Source organism: Salmonella sp. NW177 (assembly GCF_051811585.1).
Classification (GTDB): Bacteria; Pseudomonadota; Gammaproteobacteria; order Enterobacterales; family Enterobacteriaceae; genus Salmonella; species Salmonella enterica.
The window spans coordinates 29,059-45,190 of the sequence record NZ_JAMMZV010000013.1 but is presented as its reverse complement, the minus strand read 5'-3'; the positions used below and the strand labels follow the sequence as shown (position 1 = coordinate 45,190).

Annotated in this window: 14 protein-coding genes and 1 rRNA gene; 2 read left to right on the top strand and 13 right to left on the bottom strand. The window is 50.7% G+C overall.

Annotation, left to right across the window (positions count from 1 at the left end; translation table 11 throughout):
* Positions 1-79 (top strand): 5S ribosomal RNA (gene rrf / locus NA986_RS23445); the annotation flags it as partial.
* A gap of 783 nt (positions 80-862) precedes the next feature.
* Here rrf and NA986_RS23440 read toward each other — a convergent pair.
* The 3 genes from NA986_RS23440 to NA986_RS23430 form a co-directional block, all read right to left on the bottom strand.
* Complete coding sequence (locus tag NA986_RS23440; protein WP_000825645.1) at positions 863-1,084, bottom strand: membrane protein; 222 nt, start codon at positions 1,082-1,084, stop codon at positions 863-865.
* A gap of 237 nt (positions 1,085-1,321) precedes the next feature.
* Positions 1,322-4,435, bottom strand: a complete 3,114-nt coding sequence (locus NA986_RS23435) for an efflux RND transporter permease subunit (RefSeq protein WP_001273283.1) — start codon at positions 4,433-4,435, stop codon at positions 1,322-1,324.
* A gap of 11 nt (positions 4,436-4,446) precedes the next feature.
* Positions 4,447-5,604, bottom strand: coding sequence for an efflux RND transporter periplasmic adaptor subunit (locus NA986_RS23430; protein ID WP_000160383.1), 1,158 nt, complete (start codon positions 5,602-5,604; stop codon positions 4,447-4,449).
* Positions 5,605-6,016: 412 nt separating this feature from the next.
* Between NA986_RS23430 and envR the strand changes: the two genes are divergently transcribed.
* The gene (gene envR / locus NA986_RS23425; RefSeq protein WP_001085725.1) at positions 6,017-6,679 is read left to right on the top strand and encodes an acrEF/envCD operon transcriptional regulator; all 663 of its coding nucleotides are present in this window, start codon (positions 6,017-6,019) and stop codon (positions 6,677-6,679) included.
* A 2-nt stretch (positions 6,680-6,681) separates the two neighbouring features.
* Here envR and NA986_RS23420 read toward each other — a convergent pair whose 3' ends face one another.
* From NA986_RS23420 to accC, 10 genes are all read right to left on the bottom strand, one after another.
* Positions 6,682-8,781, bottom strand: a complete 2,100-nt coding sequence (locus tag NA986_RS23420; protein WP_023216417.1) for a putative bifunctional diguanylate cyclase/phosphodiesterase — start codon at positions 8,779-8,781, stop codon at positions 6,682-6,684.
* Positions 8,782-8,931: 150 nt separating this feature from the next.
* Entirely contained in the window at positions 8,932-9,096 is a 165-nt protein-coding gene (locus tag NA986_RS23415) for a DUF2556 family protein (protein WP_000620015.1), read from the bottom strand.
* 82 nt (positions 9,097-9,178) lie between these two features.
* On the bottom strand, positions 9,179-10,063 hold the full coding sequence (gene yhdJ / locus NA986_RS23410; protein WP_000642611.1) for an adenine-specific DNA-methyltransferase: 885 nt from the start codon (positions 10,061-10,063) through the stop codon (positions 9,179-9,181).
* 85 nt (positions 10,064-10,148) lie between these two features.
* Positions 10,149-10,445 (bottom strand): DNA-binding transcriptional regulator Fis, encoded by a 297-nt coding sequence (gene fis / locus NA986_RS23405; protein ID WP_000462905.1) that lies wholly within the window; start codon positions 10,443-10,445, stop codon positions 10,149-10,151.
* A gap of 25 nt (positions 10,446-10,470) precedes the next feature.
* Positions 10,471-11,436 carry a tRNA dihydrouridine synthase DusB gene (gene dusB, locus NA986_RS23400; RefSeq protein ID WP_001219664.1) on the bottom strand — a complete coding sequence of 322 codons (966 nt, stop codon included), beginning with the start codon at positions 11,434-11,436 and terminating at the stop codon, positions 10,471-10,473.
* A 266-nt stretch (positions 11,437-11,702) separates the two neighbouring features.
* Positions 11,703-11,960, bottom strand: coding sequence for a carbonic anhydrase family protein (locus tag NA986_RS23395; protein ID WP_240890589.1), 258 nt, complete (start codon positions 11,958-11,960; stop codon positions 11,703-11,705).
* A 137-nt stretch (positions 11,961-12,097) separates the two neighbouring features.
* Positions 12,098-12,979, bottom strand: coding sequence for a 50S ribosomal protein L11 methyltransferase (prmA, locus tag NA986_RS23390; RefSeq protein ID WP_001145849.1), 882 nt, complete (start codon positions 12,977-12,979; stop codon positions 12,098-12,100).
* Positions 12,980-12,990: 11 nt separating this feature from the next.
* Complete coding sequence (panF, locus tag NA986_RS23385) at positions 12,991-14,442, bottom strand: sodium/pantothenate symporter (protein WP_001175741.1); 1,452 nt, start codon at positions 14,440-14,442, stop codon at positions 12,991-12,993.
* A complete protein-coding gene (locus NA986_RS23380; protein WP_000340018.1) occupies positions 14,432-14,674 on the bottom strand; it encodes a YhdT family protein in 243 nt (80 codons plus the stop codon). The genes panF and NA986_RS23380 overlap by 11 nt, the downstream gene beginning before the upstream one ends.
* 108 nt (positions 14,675-14,782) lie before the next feature.
* On the bottom strand, positions 14,783-16,132 hold the full coding sequence (gene accC, locus NA986_RS23375; protein ID WP_000884627.1) for an acetyl-CoA carboxylase biotin carboxylase subunit: 1,350 nt from the start codon (positions 16,130-16,132) through the stop codon (positions 14,783-14,785).

The window sequence follows — 16,132 nt, the reverse complement described above, 5'->3', positions numbered from 1 at the left end:
TGCCGAACTCAGAAGTGAAACGCCGTAGCGCCGATGGTAGTGTGGGGTCTCCCCATGCGAGAGTAGGGAACTGCCAGACATCAAATAAAACAAAAGGCTCAGTCGAAAGACTGGGCCTTTTGTTTTATCTGTTGTTTGTCGGTGAGTACTCTCCTGAGGAGGACAAATCCGCCGGGAGCGGATTTGAACGTTGCGCAGCAACGGCCCGGAGGGTGGCGGGCAGGACGCCCGCCATAAACTGCCAGACATCAAATAAAGCAAAAGGCTCAATCGAAAGATTGGGCCTTTTTGCATTTATCTCTCTATGGAAAAAGTTATCGGTTAATGGCGCCGACGCGTTTTAAACATCTTCGTAGAGTGGATAAAAACCGTTTTAGTCAGCGTGATTTCCCGCCATATATCCGCCTGAACCATCGAATGTGAACCGTGCTGAAGTAGATGTACAAACGGCTTTTACTTACGCCTCTAATAAGCAATAGAGATATTCGCTGAGGACTAAAAATCTGGCCCATTAGGCTATTTTATTTGCCAGTTTGGCCCTGGGGCAGTGCTCAAAATCCTCATGTATTACGTGTATGCTCCGGTTTATATCCAGACTGTCTGTAATAATTACGCCTAATGACCACGCGCTAAGTCTTACTGTATAAAGCGTGTTTTTAATGCGGCTTACGATGCTATCAAGCTACAATTTTGTCTGCATCGGACAAGGAATAGAATAAATACTATCGGGATGGGCGAGTAAGAAAAGAGAGCGTTTTATCGTGTTAACTTTCGGGGGACAGGCTGAACAGATTACGTCGCTGAGTATCCTTACGACCTTTATATTATTACTGAAAGCGCGGCATTGCCGCGCCTGCATGTATCATTTAGAAAGCGCAATGATACCCATCGTCAACCCTGCTACCGCCGCAGCGCCGCCAGCAATAGCGCCTGCTGTCTCCCAGTTATCCTGCGTTGTACCTTTCATACATGTATTGGTATGAACCAGCCGCCCTTGATCGTCATAAACCGGTACGCAGGGAGAATCATGTGCACAACCTGCCAATAAGGTGGTAAGCAATGCAACTGGAATTAGTCTTTTCATGGTGTTACCTCATTAATCAGCGTTTCGCGAAGTACAGCAACGTAAATGCTGGCTCTAACCGCTGCGAAAACGAGAGTTATTTTACCACCACAGAAAAAATGGCCGACATGAGGAATCATCTCAATTCATGTGAATTGTAAAAACTATGGAGAATGCAGAGGTAAGCGGAGAGGGGGGAATAGCGGAGATAAAGACGTACCGTTTAAAAAGGCGTCCGAAGACGCCTCTGTTTACCGGTTAATCATGATGGCGATTAAATCGGCGTTTTACAACAACGAAGAATACTGGCACGAAGAAGATAGCTAATAAGGTTGCGGTTAACATTCCCCCCATAACCCCTGTGCCTACTGCGTTCTGTGCCCCACTACCTGCGCCACGACTGATAACTAACGGCATTACCCCGAGAATAAAGGCCAGCGAGGTCATTAGAATAGGACGTAAACGCATACGGGATGCTTCCAGCGTCGCTTCAATCAATCCACGTCCTTCTTTTTCCATGAGATCTTTGGCGAACTCGACAATCAGGATGGCGTTTTTAGCAGAAAGGCCAATAGTGGTTAACAAGCCAACCTGGAAGTAAACGTCATTGTTCAGACCGCGCAATGACGCTGCAAGCAGAGCGCCAACCACGCCGAGCGGTACGACCAGCATTACCGAGAACGGAATTGACCAGCTTTCATACAGAGCGGCAAGGCAGAGGAAAACGACAATGAGTGAGATTGCGTACAGCGCCGGCGCCTGGTTACCTGACAACCGTTCCTGATACGACATACCTGTCCAGTCATAGCCAATACCGTTTGGCAGCTGTGAAGCCAGGTTTTCCATTAACGACATGGCTTCACCGGTACTTCGTCCGGGCGCTGCTTCACCGAGCAGTTCCATTGACGGCATCCCGTTATAGCGTTCCAGGCGTGGCGAACCATAAATCCACCGTGCTGAGCTAAAGGTAGAGAAGGGCACCATCTCGCCATTGGCGCTGCGTACATAAAGATTGTTGATATCTCCCGGCAGCATACGGAACTGAGCGTCAGCCTGAACGTATACTTTTTTCACTCGTCCGCGATCGATAAAGTCGTTAACGTAATAGCCGCCCAACGCCGCGGAGATGGTTTCGTTGATATCAGACAGCGAAACACCGAGCGCCTGCGCTTTTTCTTGATCGACATCCAGCTTGAACTGTGGCGTGTCTTCGAGCCCGTTCGGGCGTACGCGCACTAATAGATCAGGATGCTTCGCGACCATACCCAGGAGTTGATTACGCGCTTTCGTTAACGCATCGTGACCGAGCCCTCCCTGATCAATCAGTTCAAAGTCGAAACCTGTCGCGGTACCTAACTCGACAATTGCCGGCATGTTGAAGGGGAACACCAACCCGTCGCGAATCTGGCTGAAGGCGCGTGTCGCTCTGGCGATAACGGCTTCGACGCTATTTTCTTCACCGTTACGCTCTTCCCAGGGTTTAAGGCTAACAAATGCCATCCCTGAGTTTTGTCCCTGACCGCTAAAGCTAAAGCCGTTTACGGTAAACACGCTTTCGACGTTCGCTTTTTCATTATTCAGGTAGTAATGAGTGACTTGATCCAGCACTTTCTGCGTACGTTCTTGCGTAGCGCCAGAGGGGAGCTGAATCATGGTCAGGAATACTCCCTGATCTTCTTCCGGCAGGAAGGAGGTCGGGAGGCGTAAAAACAGAACCGCCATTCCGACTACAATAAGTAGATAGATAATGAGATAGCGACCCGTATTACGCACGATACCGCTTACGCTGTTAGTATAGTGGTTAACGCTGTGGTCAAACCTGGTATTGAACCAGCCAAAGAAGCCGCTTTTTTTCTCGTGATGTTCAGCAGATACGGGTTTAAGCAGTGTAGCGCATAGTGCTGGCGTCAGAATCAACGCAACCAGAACGGATAGCGCCATTGCTGAAACAATAGTAATAGAGAACTGGCGATAAATTGCCCCGGTCGAGCCGCCAAAAAAGGCCATCGGGATAAATACCGCAGACAGTACCATCGCGATACCAACCAGCGCTCCCTGAATCTGCGACATGGATTTTTCCGTCGCCTCTCGGGGAGAAAGGTTATCCTCCATCATTACACGTTCAACGTTTTCTACGACCACTATCGCATCGTCAACCAACAGCCCTATCGCCAGTACCATACCAAACATCGTCAGAGTATTGATGGAATAGCCAAAGGCGGCGAGTACCGCAAAAGTGCCTAGCAACACGACAGGAACAGCGATGGTAGGAATCAGGGTTGCCCGGATATTCTGTAAGAACAGATACATTACCAGGAACACCAGAATAATTGCTTCAAACAGCGTTTTTACCACTTCGTGGATAGATATTTTTACGAAGGGCGTTGTGTCATAAGGATAAACCACCTTCATTCCCTGGGGGAAGAAAGGCTGCAGCTCCGCCAGTTTCGCTTTGATTGCGGTTGCGGTATCCAGCGCGTTAGCGCCGGTCGCCAGTTTAATACCGAGACCGGAGGCCGGTTTACCGTTAATGCGCGCTACAACGTTATAGTTTTCACCGCCAAGCTCAATACGCGCGACATCTTTGAGATGGACGACAGAGCCGTCGGTATTGACACGCAACGTAACTTTGCCGAACTCTTCCGGATCTTTCAGACGCGTTTGGGCGATGATTGAGGCGTTAAGCTGCTGGCCCGGTAATGCTGGCGTACCGCCCAGTTGGCCTGCCGCAATCTGGTCGTTCTGTACTTTTAACTGGTTGATGACGTCAACTGGCGTGAGCTGGTATTTATTTAGCAGATTCGCATCCAGCCAGATACGCATGGCGTACTGTGCGCCAAATAGCTGAACGTCGCCCACACCATTCAGACGGCTGATAGAGTCCTTAATGTTAGAGGCGACATAGTCAGAGATGTCGTCCTGGGTAGTGTTCGGATTATCCGAGACGAACCCGGCGACCATCAAAAAGCTGCTGCTGGACTTTTCAACGCTAATCCCCTGCTGCTGGACTTCTTGCGGCAGTAAAGGCGTGGCGAGTTGCAATTTATTTTGCACCTGAACCTGCGCGATATCCGGATCGGTTCCGGACTGGAAGGTCAGGGTGATGGTCACGCTACCAGCAGAGTCGCTGGTAGAGGACATATACATCAGGTTATCGATACCGTTCATATTTTGTTCGATAACCTGAGTAACCGTATCCTGTACCGTCTGCGCATCCGCGCCAGGATAGGTTGCAGAAATAGAAACCGCTGGCGGCGCAATGGTTGGATACTGCGCAACGGGAAGTTGCATTATTGCCAGTGCGCCAGCCATCATCAGGATAATGGCCAGAACCCAGGCGAAAATAGGACGTCTAATAAAAAAGTTTGCCATGTACGGTTACCTTATTGCGCCGTTTTCGCTGCAGGAGCATCGGTAGTGGCTTTCACCTGGACGCCCGGTCGCGCTTTTTGTAAGCCGCTGACGATGACCTTATCGCCCGGTTTTAACCCTTCGCTGATGAGCCATTTATCGCCAATAGCCTGCGCCGCCACGACATTGCGGGCTTCGACCTGGCTTTTATCGTTAACCACCATCACCATTGCGTCGCCGCGCGGCGTGCGGGTTACGCCCTGCTGGGGGACAAGGATGGCATTGGGCTGGACGCCTTCATCAATGCGGGCGCGAACAAACATACCGGGAAGCAGACTGTGTTGCGGGTTAGGGAAAACTGCCCTGAGCGTGATAGAGCCGGTGCTTTCATCTACGGTAACGTCGGAAAATTGCAGCGTGCCTTTAATCGGGTAGACCTGACCATTCTCCATTACCAGTTGAACCGTGCTACTGGCGCTGTCTTTATGCAGGTTACCTTGTTCGACGGATTGCTTGAGTCGCATAAAGTCGTTGCTTGATTGCGTCACGTCGACATAAATCGGATCGAGTTGTTGCACGGTAGCCAGTTCAGTTGACTGACCATTAGTCACCAGCGCGCCTTCAGTCACATTAGATTTTCCTATACGGCCGCTGATGGGTGAGGTGACTTTGGTATACGCAAGGTTAATACGCGCGCTTTCAACAGCGGCTTTTGCCGCCACAACGGCGGCATCGGCCTGGCGGGCGTCGGCAATCGCCTGATCATATTCCTGTTGGCTGATATATTTTGTGCCGACCAGTGGAACATAGCGTTTGACCGTCAGGTGCGCGATAGCCGCAGCCGCTTCGCTTTTAGCAAGTTCGCCTTTAGCGCTGTCATAATCAGCCTGATAAGTGGCAGGATCGATCTGATAGAGCGACTGCCCGGCCTCTACATCGCTACCTTCGGTGAAGTTTCTTTTAAGCACGATCCCGCTCACCTGGGGGCGAACCTCCGCAATACGAAATGCGGACGTACGTCCGGGAAGTTCGGTCGTTACGGCTAGCGGCGCTGTTTCGACCACATGGACGGTGACTTGCGGCTCGCCGGCATGAGCCTGGGTATCTCCCTGGTCATTACAACCGGCCAGCAGCGCAGCAGAGAATATGATGAATGAGGGCAGGAGTGAAAACCTGGCATGTTTCGTCATTACTGTTCCTTAAAAAACCGAAAGCTCGTTATTCACCGGATAACGGTAAGGCGTTAACGCGCGAAAAATAGAATAGCAGTGGGGTATCCTACAAATTATTAGCTTGTGATGTAAGCAATACTTATTTTGGGATGGGGTTCACGGCACATAAAAGCAAAAAAAAGAACTATTCCCTGTCGTTTCATAATGTCCCGATTAGTAAAATCATGATGTTGAATAACATAATTAGAAATATATATTTTATATGAATATGTTTTATTAATTTATTTGTTTTTATTATTGATTTGGCGATATTGTGCGAAATAAAAATGGCTGTCTCTCGTCTGACTAAAAAGGACATGGTAAAGTTGTTTTTTGTGCTGAGTATTTTATCAGCGTATTTATCGTTTTTATGGTCCAGGATATCTTAATTATGGCGAAGAAAACGAAGGCGGATGCGCTTAAAACGCGGCAACATTTGATTGAAACCGCTATTGCGCAGTTCGCTTTGCGCGGCGTTGCCAACACGACGTTGAATGATATCGCTGATGCCGCTGATGTCACGCGGGGCGCCATCTACTGGCACTTTGAGAATAAAACGCAGTTGTTTAATGAGGTTTGGTTACAGCAACCACCTTTACGCGAACTTATTCAGGATAGGCTTACGGGATGCTGGAATGATAATCCTTTACAGGATCTACGAGAGAAATTTATTGCAGCCTTACAATATATTGCGGCAGTGCCTCGTCAGCAGGCATTAATGCAGATTTTATATCATAAATGTGAATTCCATAATGGTATGATATCGGAACAGGCCATTCGGGAGAAGATGGGTTTCCATCATCAGTCGCTGCTTGAAGTATTACAGCGATGTATGGATAAAAAGCTGATCTCAGGCAGTCTTGATCTGGATGTCATATTAATTATTCTGCATGGTAGTTTTAGCGGAATAGTAAAGAACTGGTTAATGAATCCCACAAGTTATGATCTTTATAAGCAGGCGCCTGCATTAGTCGATAATGTATTAAAAATGCTAAGCCCGGATGGCAGTGTGAGGCAATTAATGCCAAATGAACAACAGGCGGAAGAAGCCTGAGATTATTTTGAGTTGATATTATATATTTGCCTTGTGAATATATTGGCAGGGTCCCGAATATCGCGAGCAATTTCCTCTGCCGTACGCGGCTTGCCAAGCAGGAACCCCTGAAGCGTATGGCATCCTAACTGGGTCAAAAATTGTTGCTGCGTTTCATTTTCTACCCCTTCTGCCACAATTTGCAGATTTAACGCTTTCGCCAGCGCGACAATAGCCGCAACAATGGTCGCGCCGTCGCCTGCCTCGCTGAGTTCATGTACGAAAGCGCGATCAATTTTTAGTTCGCACGCCGGAAGACGTTTCAGATAGAGAAGGCTGGAATAACCGGTGCCAAAGTCGTCAATAGAGGCCTTAACCCCCATTTCCGTTAATCTGGTGAGTATAGCGACGCTTTGCTCCGGCTTATTCATCGCCGTGGTTTCGGTGATTTCCAGAATCAATAAATCGGGACGGATACTGTGTCGGGCCAGGCTCCGCGTAATGGTGTCCACAAGCCCGGGCTGCTCAAATTGTAAGGCGGACAGGTTTACCGCCACTGACCATAAGGCGTATCCCTGTAAGTGCCACTCGCGGAGCTGTCGACACGCCTCGTCTATCACCCAGCTACCGATAGTGACGATAAGACCCGTTTTTTCCGCCAGCGGTAAAAACTGGTCAGGATTCAGTACGCCTTGTTTTGGATGATACCAGCGCAACAGGGCCTCAAATCCTACAATGGGGCCGGCAGGAGCCTGAAATTTAGGCTGATACACCAGCCTGAGCTCTTGTCTTTCCAGCGCCAGCCACAGGTCATTCATTAGCTGAAGTTGGGTTTGCGCCAGCATATTCATTGATGGCTGAAAGAAATGGTATCCGTTACGCCCCGTATGTTTCGTGTGGTACATTGCGGCATCGGCGTTGAACATCAGTTCCCGTTCGTTTTTTCCGTCCAGCGGATAGAGCGCTATTCCCACGCTAAGTGTAACGACCAGTTCGTACGGATCTATTGTAAAGGGCGCATCTATCGAATGTACCAGCGCGCTGGCAAGGGAAGCCGCTTCGTCAGGCGCGCTGACTTCTGCAAGCAGCACAAATTCGTCGCCGCCAATCCGCGCCAGGGTAAACTGCCCGCTCAGCGGTTGGTTCAGACGATGCGTGACCGCCACCAGTAGCTTATCGCCGATATCATGACCATAAGCGTCATTAACGGCTTTAAAGCCATCCAGATCCATAAACAGTAGCGCGAAAGACGTGCCTTCCCGATTCGCTTTGCTGATGGCCTGTTCCAGACGATCCTCAAGAAGTACCCGGTTTGGTAAACGGGTGAGCGTATCATGCAGCGCCAACTGCGCCAGTTCCTGGTTCGCCTGCGCCAGCGAAGAGGCAAGTAGTGCGGTGCGGGCCTGAAGCCGGGCGTCAAATAAAGAAACCAGCAGAGTAATACCCAGGATAGTCAGCGCGACCACGCTGACAAGAACAGCCAGCCAGTTGCTATCGACGCCACGATGCTCCATCGGCCAGTTTTGGGGAAAGTGTGCGGCCTTCATGCCGGCGTAATGCATGCCGGCGATAGCTATCCCCATTAATACCGCGGCGCCTGCTCGCCTCAGGGCGACATCTGTTCCCTCATTACGCAGGCGGAACGTGAGCCACAGCGCGCCGCAGGACGCCAGTAGCGCGATAATGATAGAGAGGGCAACCCACGCGCTATTCCAGACGATAATGGAAGCAAATTGCAGCGCCGCCATCCCGGTATAATGCATTGCGCTGATGCCCAGTCCCATCACCAGCGCGCCCGGCAGTAAACGTCGCAGGCGCAGTTTTTCAGCGCTAACCAGCCATAGCGCAAACAGGGAGGAGCCGATCGCGATCAGCATGGAGAGGCCGGTGAGGAACGGATCGAAGCGCATGTTCATCGCGTGATCCATCGCCAGCATCCCGACAAAATGCATCGCCCAAATACCGACGCCCAGCGCGAAGCCGCCGCCCATTAGCCATATTCTGGCGTTTGATCGGGCGCTTCCGGCTACGCGTCCGGCCATATTTAATGCGGTATAGGACGCAAAAATAGCGACAGCAAATGAAACCGCCACAAGGATGTGGTTGTACTCACTAACCGGCATGTATCATTAGCTCATTGGTTATGCAGGAAAAGAACAGGACGAGACAGTATCACCCCTTCTTTTATCCTCAACGTGTTTTAATTCCCTGTTTTTATAAGGGATAAAAGAAATCCGGGTGATAAATAATCATAGGTTAAATCGCCCGGTTCGCTACTCCAGATCGGTACAATTGATCAATTTAAGAGGGTTAACCGAGTCCATGTTTCGGCACTTATCCTGTTCAGTCGCCATCAATTCGATCCATTGCATCAAAAGCGCATCAAAAAGAAAAACGGAGACGGCAAAAACAACCAGCCACCAATACTTACGTATCATCGTCAAATCCTGTGTATTCATGCCCATGCGTGCTGGGAATATACATGAAATTTTGACGCTGAAAAGCGGACTTACAATGCTTTTACTTCTCTGAAGATAGCGCGTTTATCCCGACATTTCGCTGCTTTTTGGACAGGTTTTGTGTTTTTCTCTTTTTGACTTTTGCAAGTTCATTTTCTGAATAATGCGAAGTGACGCTCAATCTTCTGAGCCCCATTTTTACGTACTCATTATTGAGTTCAATACCGATAAACTTACGACCTGACGCCGCTGCGACAGCGCCTGTGGTGAAACTGCCTGCGAAAGGGTCCAATACGGTATCGCTCGGGTTAGAAGAGGCCAGTATGATCCGTTTTAACAGCGCGCTGGGCTTTTGCGTAGGATGGTTTTCATATTCATCCATCAGATAACGTACGCGAGGAAATGACCAGACGTTGCCCGGCACTTTTTTCTGATTGTATGGTTGGGGCGGGTTTTTTCGATAATCGATTAGCGCGCGCTTAGCGCCCGTAGTGGTTTCGACCAGAATCGCGTCACGATTAAAGGTATAGCTTTTCGGGTTCTTTACCATCATCAGGATCGGTTCATACATAGAACCAAAGTATTTTTTCGCCTGCACCCCGGAACTATCATAGGACCAGACGATACGGCTTTTGATGGTAAAAAGCGTTCGACATTTGAGATCGATATACGGCATATTTTCTGTGCTATTCATGATGTACATGGTGCCGTGTTTCTTCAGTACGCGGTGGCACTCATCAATGCATTCATACAGCCAGGCCAGAAAAGACGCTTCGTCCCAGGATTCCACCATACCGTCGAAATCTTTTCCGATATTGTAAGGCGGATCGGCAAAAATTAAGTCAATGCTTTCAGAAGGCAGTTTTTTAAGTTCTGTTAGCGCGTCACCGTGAATAATCTTCTTCGATTCATCGCCAAAGTACTGAGGTTCACATTCCGCTTTCATGACCAAATTCCATGTGATGCGTATAAAAAAGGCGCTTCCCCATGCCGAGTAGCGCCTTTTTAAACAAGCAGTTAGCTAATCGAAATTAGTTCATGCCGTATTTTTTTAATTTTTTACGCAGCGTACCACGGTTGATGCCCATCATCAGAGCAGCACGGGTCTGGTTACCACGGGTGTATTGCATCACCATGTCCAACAGGGGCTGTTCTACTTCAGCCAGTACCAGCTCATACAGGTCATTAACGTCCTGACCATTCAGTTGAGCAAAATAGTTCTTCAGTGCCTGTTTAACCGAGTCACGCAGGGGTTTTTGGGTTACCTGATCCTGAGAGTTAACGGTAGAAACGGTCAGTACGTCAGAATTTACGCGTTGTTCGAACATAGTTCTGTCAGCTCTTTATTTCTGTTTACGCAAAATTTTCGAAGTATGCCTCCAACGCCTCCAGCTGTTCGCTGGCGTCCTCAATAGCGTTGAATGTGCGCCGAAACTGGTCGTCTGGAGCGTGCTCCTGGAGATACCAGGAGACGTGTTTACGCGCGATTCGGTACCCTTTTGCCTGACCGTAAAAGTCATGCAGTTCCCGAACATGCGTGCAAAGCAAGCGCTTTACCTCTGCCAGCGGCAGCGGCGGAAGCAGCTCCCCAGTGTCCAGATAATGCTGGATTTCCCGAAAGATCCAGGGTCTTCCCTGAGCTGCGCGGCCTATCATCAGGGCATCCGCCCCTGTATAGTCGAGAACAGCTCTGGCTTTATGCGGGTTAGTAATGTCGCCATTCGCGATAATCGGAATGGAAACTTTCTGCTTAACTGCCCGAATACTGTCGTATTCAGCTTCTCCGTTGAACAAACAGGCGCGGGTGCGGCCATGGATGGTCAGAGCCTGAATACCACAATCTTCAGCCAGTTGGGCAATCTCTACGCAGTTACGGTGTTCCGGCGCCCAGCCGGTGCGAATCTTGAGAGTCACAGGAACGTCCACTGCGTTTACGACCCCGATGAGTATAGACTTCACTAAATCCGGGTACTGCAAGAGGGCTGAACCTGCCAGCTTACGATTCACTTTCTTCGCCGGGCACCCCATATTGATATCAATAATCTGGGCGCCGCTTTCCACGTTAATACGTGCGGCATCGGCCATCTCAACAGGGTCGCTACCGGCAATTTGCACCGTGCGAATTCCTGGCTCATCAACGTGCACCATCCGTAAACGAGATTTATCGCTTTCCCACACTTGCGGGTTAGAAGACATCATCTCGGATACTGTCAATCCTGCTCCCATCTCATAGCACAGCGTCCGGAAAGGTCTGTCAGTAATGCCAGCCATGGGCGCTGCGATCAGGCGATTTCTGAGCTGATATTGTCCGATGCGCATGAGTTAAGAAATGACCATACTGTGACTGCAAGGCGGCGTATATTACGCATTTTTTGCACGAGATGAAAGGCCAAACTTTGAACAATCCACTGTTGTAGATCAATGAATCGTGCTTAAAAACAGCAAAATAAATTTATAATTCAGTAAAATCATAGGGTTATTTATTGTCGGCGGTTTTGTACGCGCTTACAAATTCCCGTAACTTCTCTCTATTTCTTCGTCCAGAAACAAGATAAGCGGAATAATCTGCTTTTTTTATAAGCTAATTACCCCAAATGAATGGGATCGCCGTCTCGTTTCAGGACAAGATCACTTCCCGCTGCGCGTGATTTTTCTCCATTGCCAGTCGGAAGGGGGCGCACAGATGCGCTTTTGTGTTCATGAACGGCACGGATAAATTTTTCCAGCTGCGCTGAAGAGAGGGTTAGCGGATGCTGCAGAACAACCCAGACAGCATTTACTAAGCACGAGGACGATGGCTGCCACCCGTTAAAACGCCAGTATCTTTTGTCCGCTGGTAGCAGCAGTTTATCCAGACGGATAGTGACAAAGAAGTTATTTCAGGCATTCATTTGATGAATTTAATGATGTCTCGGTGCCTGAAAGGCGTTAAGGCAGTTGTGTGGAGAAAAGCGTGGCCGGGCGACCACGCTGACAAGAATTATTTCTTACGGCCAGTAATGCGGCACCATTCTTCTTTTTCGACGACCGGGTCGAGAGTGAAAAGCTCGGCGTAAGCATCACAGACGCTTTCCGCCTGGCTGGCGAGAATACCTGAAAGCCCCAGCAGACCGCCCTCAACGGGCAGTACGCTGATTAACGGGGCCAGTTCGCGTAATGGGCCTGCCAGGATGTTAGCGACGACCACGTCGGCTTTCATGGCTTCTGGCTGGTCTTTCGGCAGGTACAGCTCCAGCCGGTCAGACACGCCGTTGCGTTCGGCATTATCGCGACTGGCCTGAATAGCTTGCGGATCGATATCAATACCAATCGCTTTTGCCGCTCCCAGTTTCAGCGCGGCAATCGCCAGAATGCCTGAACCGCAGCCAAAGTCGATCACGGTTTTGCCGTTGAGATCGAGCCCGTCCAGCCATTGCAGACATAAAGAGGTGGTGGGGTGCGTACCCGTACCGAACGCCAGTCCCGGGTCGAGCATCACGTTGACGGCATTCTCGTCCGGAATGTCACGCCAGCTGGGACAAATCCACAGACGCTCGCCAAAACGCATCGGATGGAAATTATCCATCCATTCGCGTTCCCAGTCTTTATCTTCCAGTTGTTCGATTTTATGGGCAAATCCGGCACCCAGCAGCGGATGTTGCTCCAGAATCGCGACAACGTCTTTCATGTCGGTTTCGGCGTCGAACAGACCGATCACATCGGTATCGCCCCACAGACGGGTTTCGCCCGGCAACGGCTCAAAAACCGGCGTATCGTGCGTATCCTGAAAGGTAATGGAAACGGCGCCCGCTTCCATCAGCGCATCACTCAGCTCTTCAGCATTCGCGCCGGTGGTATTCAGTTTCAATTGGATCCATGGCATGGCAAAACTCTTTATTTATCAGTAGACAATACGGTGGCTTGCGAAGCGGAAGAGCCGAATCGGTTTCCGATCAGAAAAGCCAATAAACTTAACAGTAACGCGGGCACAATCGGATGAAAGCCCAGGTACTGAATATTAAATGTGGCAAGCAGGGCATATAGCACGCCGCCCACGATCATGGCGCTTAATGCGCCTGCCGCGTTTGCCCGCTCCCAGTAAAGGCCCAGTACCAGCGGCCATAAGAACACCGCTTCCAGGCCGCCAAACGCCAGCAGGTTGAGCCAAATGATCATCTCTGGCGGTTTCCACGCGGCCAGCAACAACAGCGCGCCTAGCAGTAAAGTAATCGCTGCCGACATACGCTTCAGCCGGATCTCATTTTGCATCTGATCGGGGCGCAGGTTGAGATAGAGATCTTTAATGATCGTCGCGGAACTTTGCAGCAGTTGGGCGTTAATTGTTGACATAATCGCCGCCATTGGCGCAGCGAGGAAGATCCCGGCGGCAAACGGCGGCAAAACTTTCACCATTAGCGTTGGGATCACCAGATCCGGCACCGTCAGATCCGGAAGCACCGCGCGACCCAGCGCGCCGGCAAGGTGCATCCCGAACATTAAAATCGCCACGACAATCGTACCGATAATAATGCCCCGGTGTACCGCTTTACTGTCTTTATAGGAGATGCAGCGCACCGCCGTATGCGGCAGGCCAATCACACCAAAACAGACCAGTACCCAAAAAGAGGTCATAAAGGCGGGAGAAAGTATGTCATCGGCGCCCTGCGGCGTTACCAGTTTGGGGTCGAGAGCGTGCAGCGTGTCAACGGCCTGACTTAGACCGCCCGCCGCATGGATCACGCCCACCAGCAGCACTATCGTGCCGACCAGCATCACCAGGCCCTGTAGCGTATCGTTAAGTACGCTGGCGCGAAAGCCGCCAAACGCCGTATAGAGTGCGATACTGACGCCAAATATTAGCAGGCCGGTTTCGTAGGGAATTCCCGCCGCGGTTTCCAGCAGTCGCGCGCCGCCGATAAATTGTACGGTCATTGCGCCAATAAACGCGACCAATAAACTCAGGCTTGCCAACCACACCAGCAGGCGGCTTTGGTAACGCGCGAATAGCATATCGTTAAGCGTGACGGCATTATAGCGACGCGCCAGGATAGCGAATTTTTTACCCAGAATACCCAGTGAAAGCCAGACGGCGGGAAGCTGGATCATCGCCAGCAAGACCCAGCCCAGACCGTATTTATAAGCCGCGCCGGGACCGCCGATAAATGAACTGGCGCTAATATAGGTGGCGGTAAGCGTCATCGCGAGCACGATCCCGCCCATCGAACGGCTGCCAAGAAAATATTCGTTTAAAAAGGTGCCGGCGGTACGCTTGCGCATAGCGTAAATCGAGACCCCGAAGACCACGACCAGATAGGCTACCAGCGGTAGAATGACCTCAAGCTGCATCGTCATCCTCCAGCGAAATATCGCGATAAATGAATTTCACCATCGCCCAGCACAGCAAAATAAAGACCAGCGGCGTCAATAAGCAGGCCATCTCGAACCAGTGCGGCAGACCGGTAATTCCCGGCGAGTCTCCAGGTAAGTAAGCAGCCACTAACCATGCCGCCAGATAGCAAAGGGTCAGCCACAGCGCCCAGCGCGCCTCTTTATGGGCCTGAACAAAACGAGCGTCCATTTTTTGTCCCTTATGGGTGAAGAAAGCGGGAATTGTACATGATGGGGCATCGCTATCCCCAGAAATAAAAAAGGCCGGATTCACCGGCCTTTTGAGATTAACGTGCGATTACTTTTCCTGAAGACCGAGTTTTTTCTCCAGATAGTGGATGTTGGTTCCACCGTGCTGGAAGTGCTCGTCATTCATGATGCGGGTCTGCAGATCGATATTGGTTTTGATACCATCGATAATCAGTTCCTGCAGGGCATTTTTCATACGGGCAATCGCCACGTCGCGGTTTTCACCGTAGCAGATGAGTTTGCCGATCATGGAATCATAGTACGGCGGCACCGTGTAGCCCGCGTAGATATGAGATTCCCAGCGAACGCCAAAGCCGCCAGGCGCATGGAAGCGCGTGATTTTGCCAGGGCTTGGCAGGAAGGTGTTCGGATCTTCGGCATTGATACGGCATTCTACCGCATGGCCTCGAACGACAACTTCGTCCTGTGTGATCGACAGCGGCTGACCCGCCGCGATGCGCAACTGCTCTTTGATCAAATCGACGCCGGTAATCATTTCAGTCACCGGGTGTTCAACCTGAATACGGGTGTTCATTTCGATGAAATAGAACTCGCCGTTTTCGAACAGGAATTCGAACGTCCCTGCGCCGCGATAGCCGATGTCTACGCACGCTTTCGCGCAGCGTTCGCCGATATAGCGACGCAGTTCCGGCGTAATGCCTGGCGCCGGGGCCTCTTCAACCACTTTCTGGTGGCGACGCTGCATGGAACAGTCGCGTTCCGCCAGATAGATAGCGTTGCCCTGGCCGTCCGCCAGCACCTGAATTTCGATGTGGCGTGGATTTTCCAGGTATTTTTCCATGTATACCATGTCGTTGCTGAAAGCCGCTTTCGCTTCCGCTTTGGTCATGGAGATGGACTGCGCCAGTTCAGCATCGCTACGAACCACGCGCATACCGCGGCCGCCGCCGCCGCCGGACGCTTTGATGATCACCGGATAGCCAATACGTTTGGCATGAGCGCGGTTCGCATTCATATCGTCGCCCAGCGGGCCGTCAGATCCTGGTACGGTCGGCACGCCCGCTTTTTTCATCGCGGTAATCGCGGACACTTTATCGCCCATCAGGCGGATGGTATCCGCTTTCGGGCCGATAAAGATAAAGCCGGAGCGTTCAACCTGCTCGGCAAAATTGGCGTTCTCAGAAAGGAAGCCGTAACCCGGGTGGATTGCCACCGCGCCGGTGATTTCAGCGGCGCTAATGATAGCCGGGATGTTCAGATAACTTTTTACGGACGGTGCCGGGCCAATACAGACCGTCTCATCCGCCAGCAATACGTGTTTTAAATCGCGATCCGCGCTTGAGTGCACAGCGACGGTCTTGATGCCGAGTTCTTTACAGGCTCGAAGAATACGTAGTGCGATCTCGCCGCGGTTGGCGATGACAATTTTATCCAACAT

Bases quoted from the DNA above. Each gene is read 5' to 3' on its own strand.
- NA986_RS23440 (WP_000825645.1), bottom strand. From the start codon at position 1,084: ATGAAAAGACTAATTCCAGTTGCATTGCTTACCACCTTATTGGCAGGT.
- NA986_RS23435 (WP_001273283.1), bottom strand. From the start codon at position 4,435: ATGGCAAACTTTTTTATTAGACGTCCTATTTTCGCCTGGGTTCTGGCC.
- NA986_RS23430 (WP_000160383.1), bottom strand. From the start codon at position 5,604: ATGACGAAACATGCCAGGTTTTCACTCCTGCCCTCATTCATCATATTC.
- envR (WP_001085725.1), top strand. From the start codon at position 6,017: ATGGCGAAGAAAACGAAGGCGGATGCGCTTAAAACGCGGCAACATTTG.
- NA986_RS23420 (WP_023216417.1), bottom strand. From the start codon at position 8,781: ATGCCGGTTAGTGAGTACAACCACATCCTTGTGGCGGTTTCATTTGCT.
- NA986_RS23415 (WP_000620015.1), bottom strand. From the start codon at position 9,096: ATGATACGTAAGTATTGGTGGCTGGTTGTTTTTGCCGTCTCCGTTTTT.
- yhdJ (WP_000642611.1), bottom strand. From the start codon at position 10,063: ATGAAAGCGGAATGTGAACCTCAGTACTTTGGCGATGAATCGAAGAAG.
- fis (WP_000462905.1), bottom strand. From the start codon at position 10,445: ATGTTCGAACAACGCGTAAATTCTGACGTACTGACCGTTTCTACCGTT.
- dusB (WP_001219664.1), bottom strand. From the start codon at position 11,436: ATGCGCATCGGACAATATCAGCTCAGAAATCGCCTGATCGCAGCGCCC.
- prmA (WP_001145849.1), bottom strand. From the start codon at position 12,979: ATGCCATGGATCCAATTGAAACTGAATACCACCGGCGCGAATGCTGAA.
- panF (WP_001175741.1), bottom strand. From the start codon at position 14,442: ATGCAGCTTGAGGTCATTCTACCGCTGGTAGCCTATCTGGTCGTGGTC.
- NA986_RS23380 (WP_000340018.1), bottom strand. From the start codon at position 14,674: ATGGACGCTCGTTTTGTTCAGGCCCATAAAGAGGCGCGCTGGGCGCTG.
- accC (WP_000884627.1), bottom strand. From the start codon at position 16,132: ATGTTGGATAAAATTGTCATCGCCAACCGCGGCGAGATCGCACTACGT.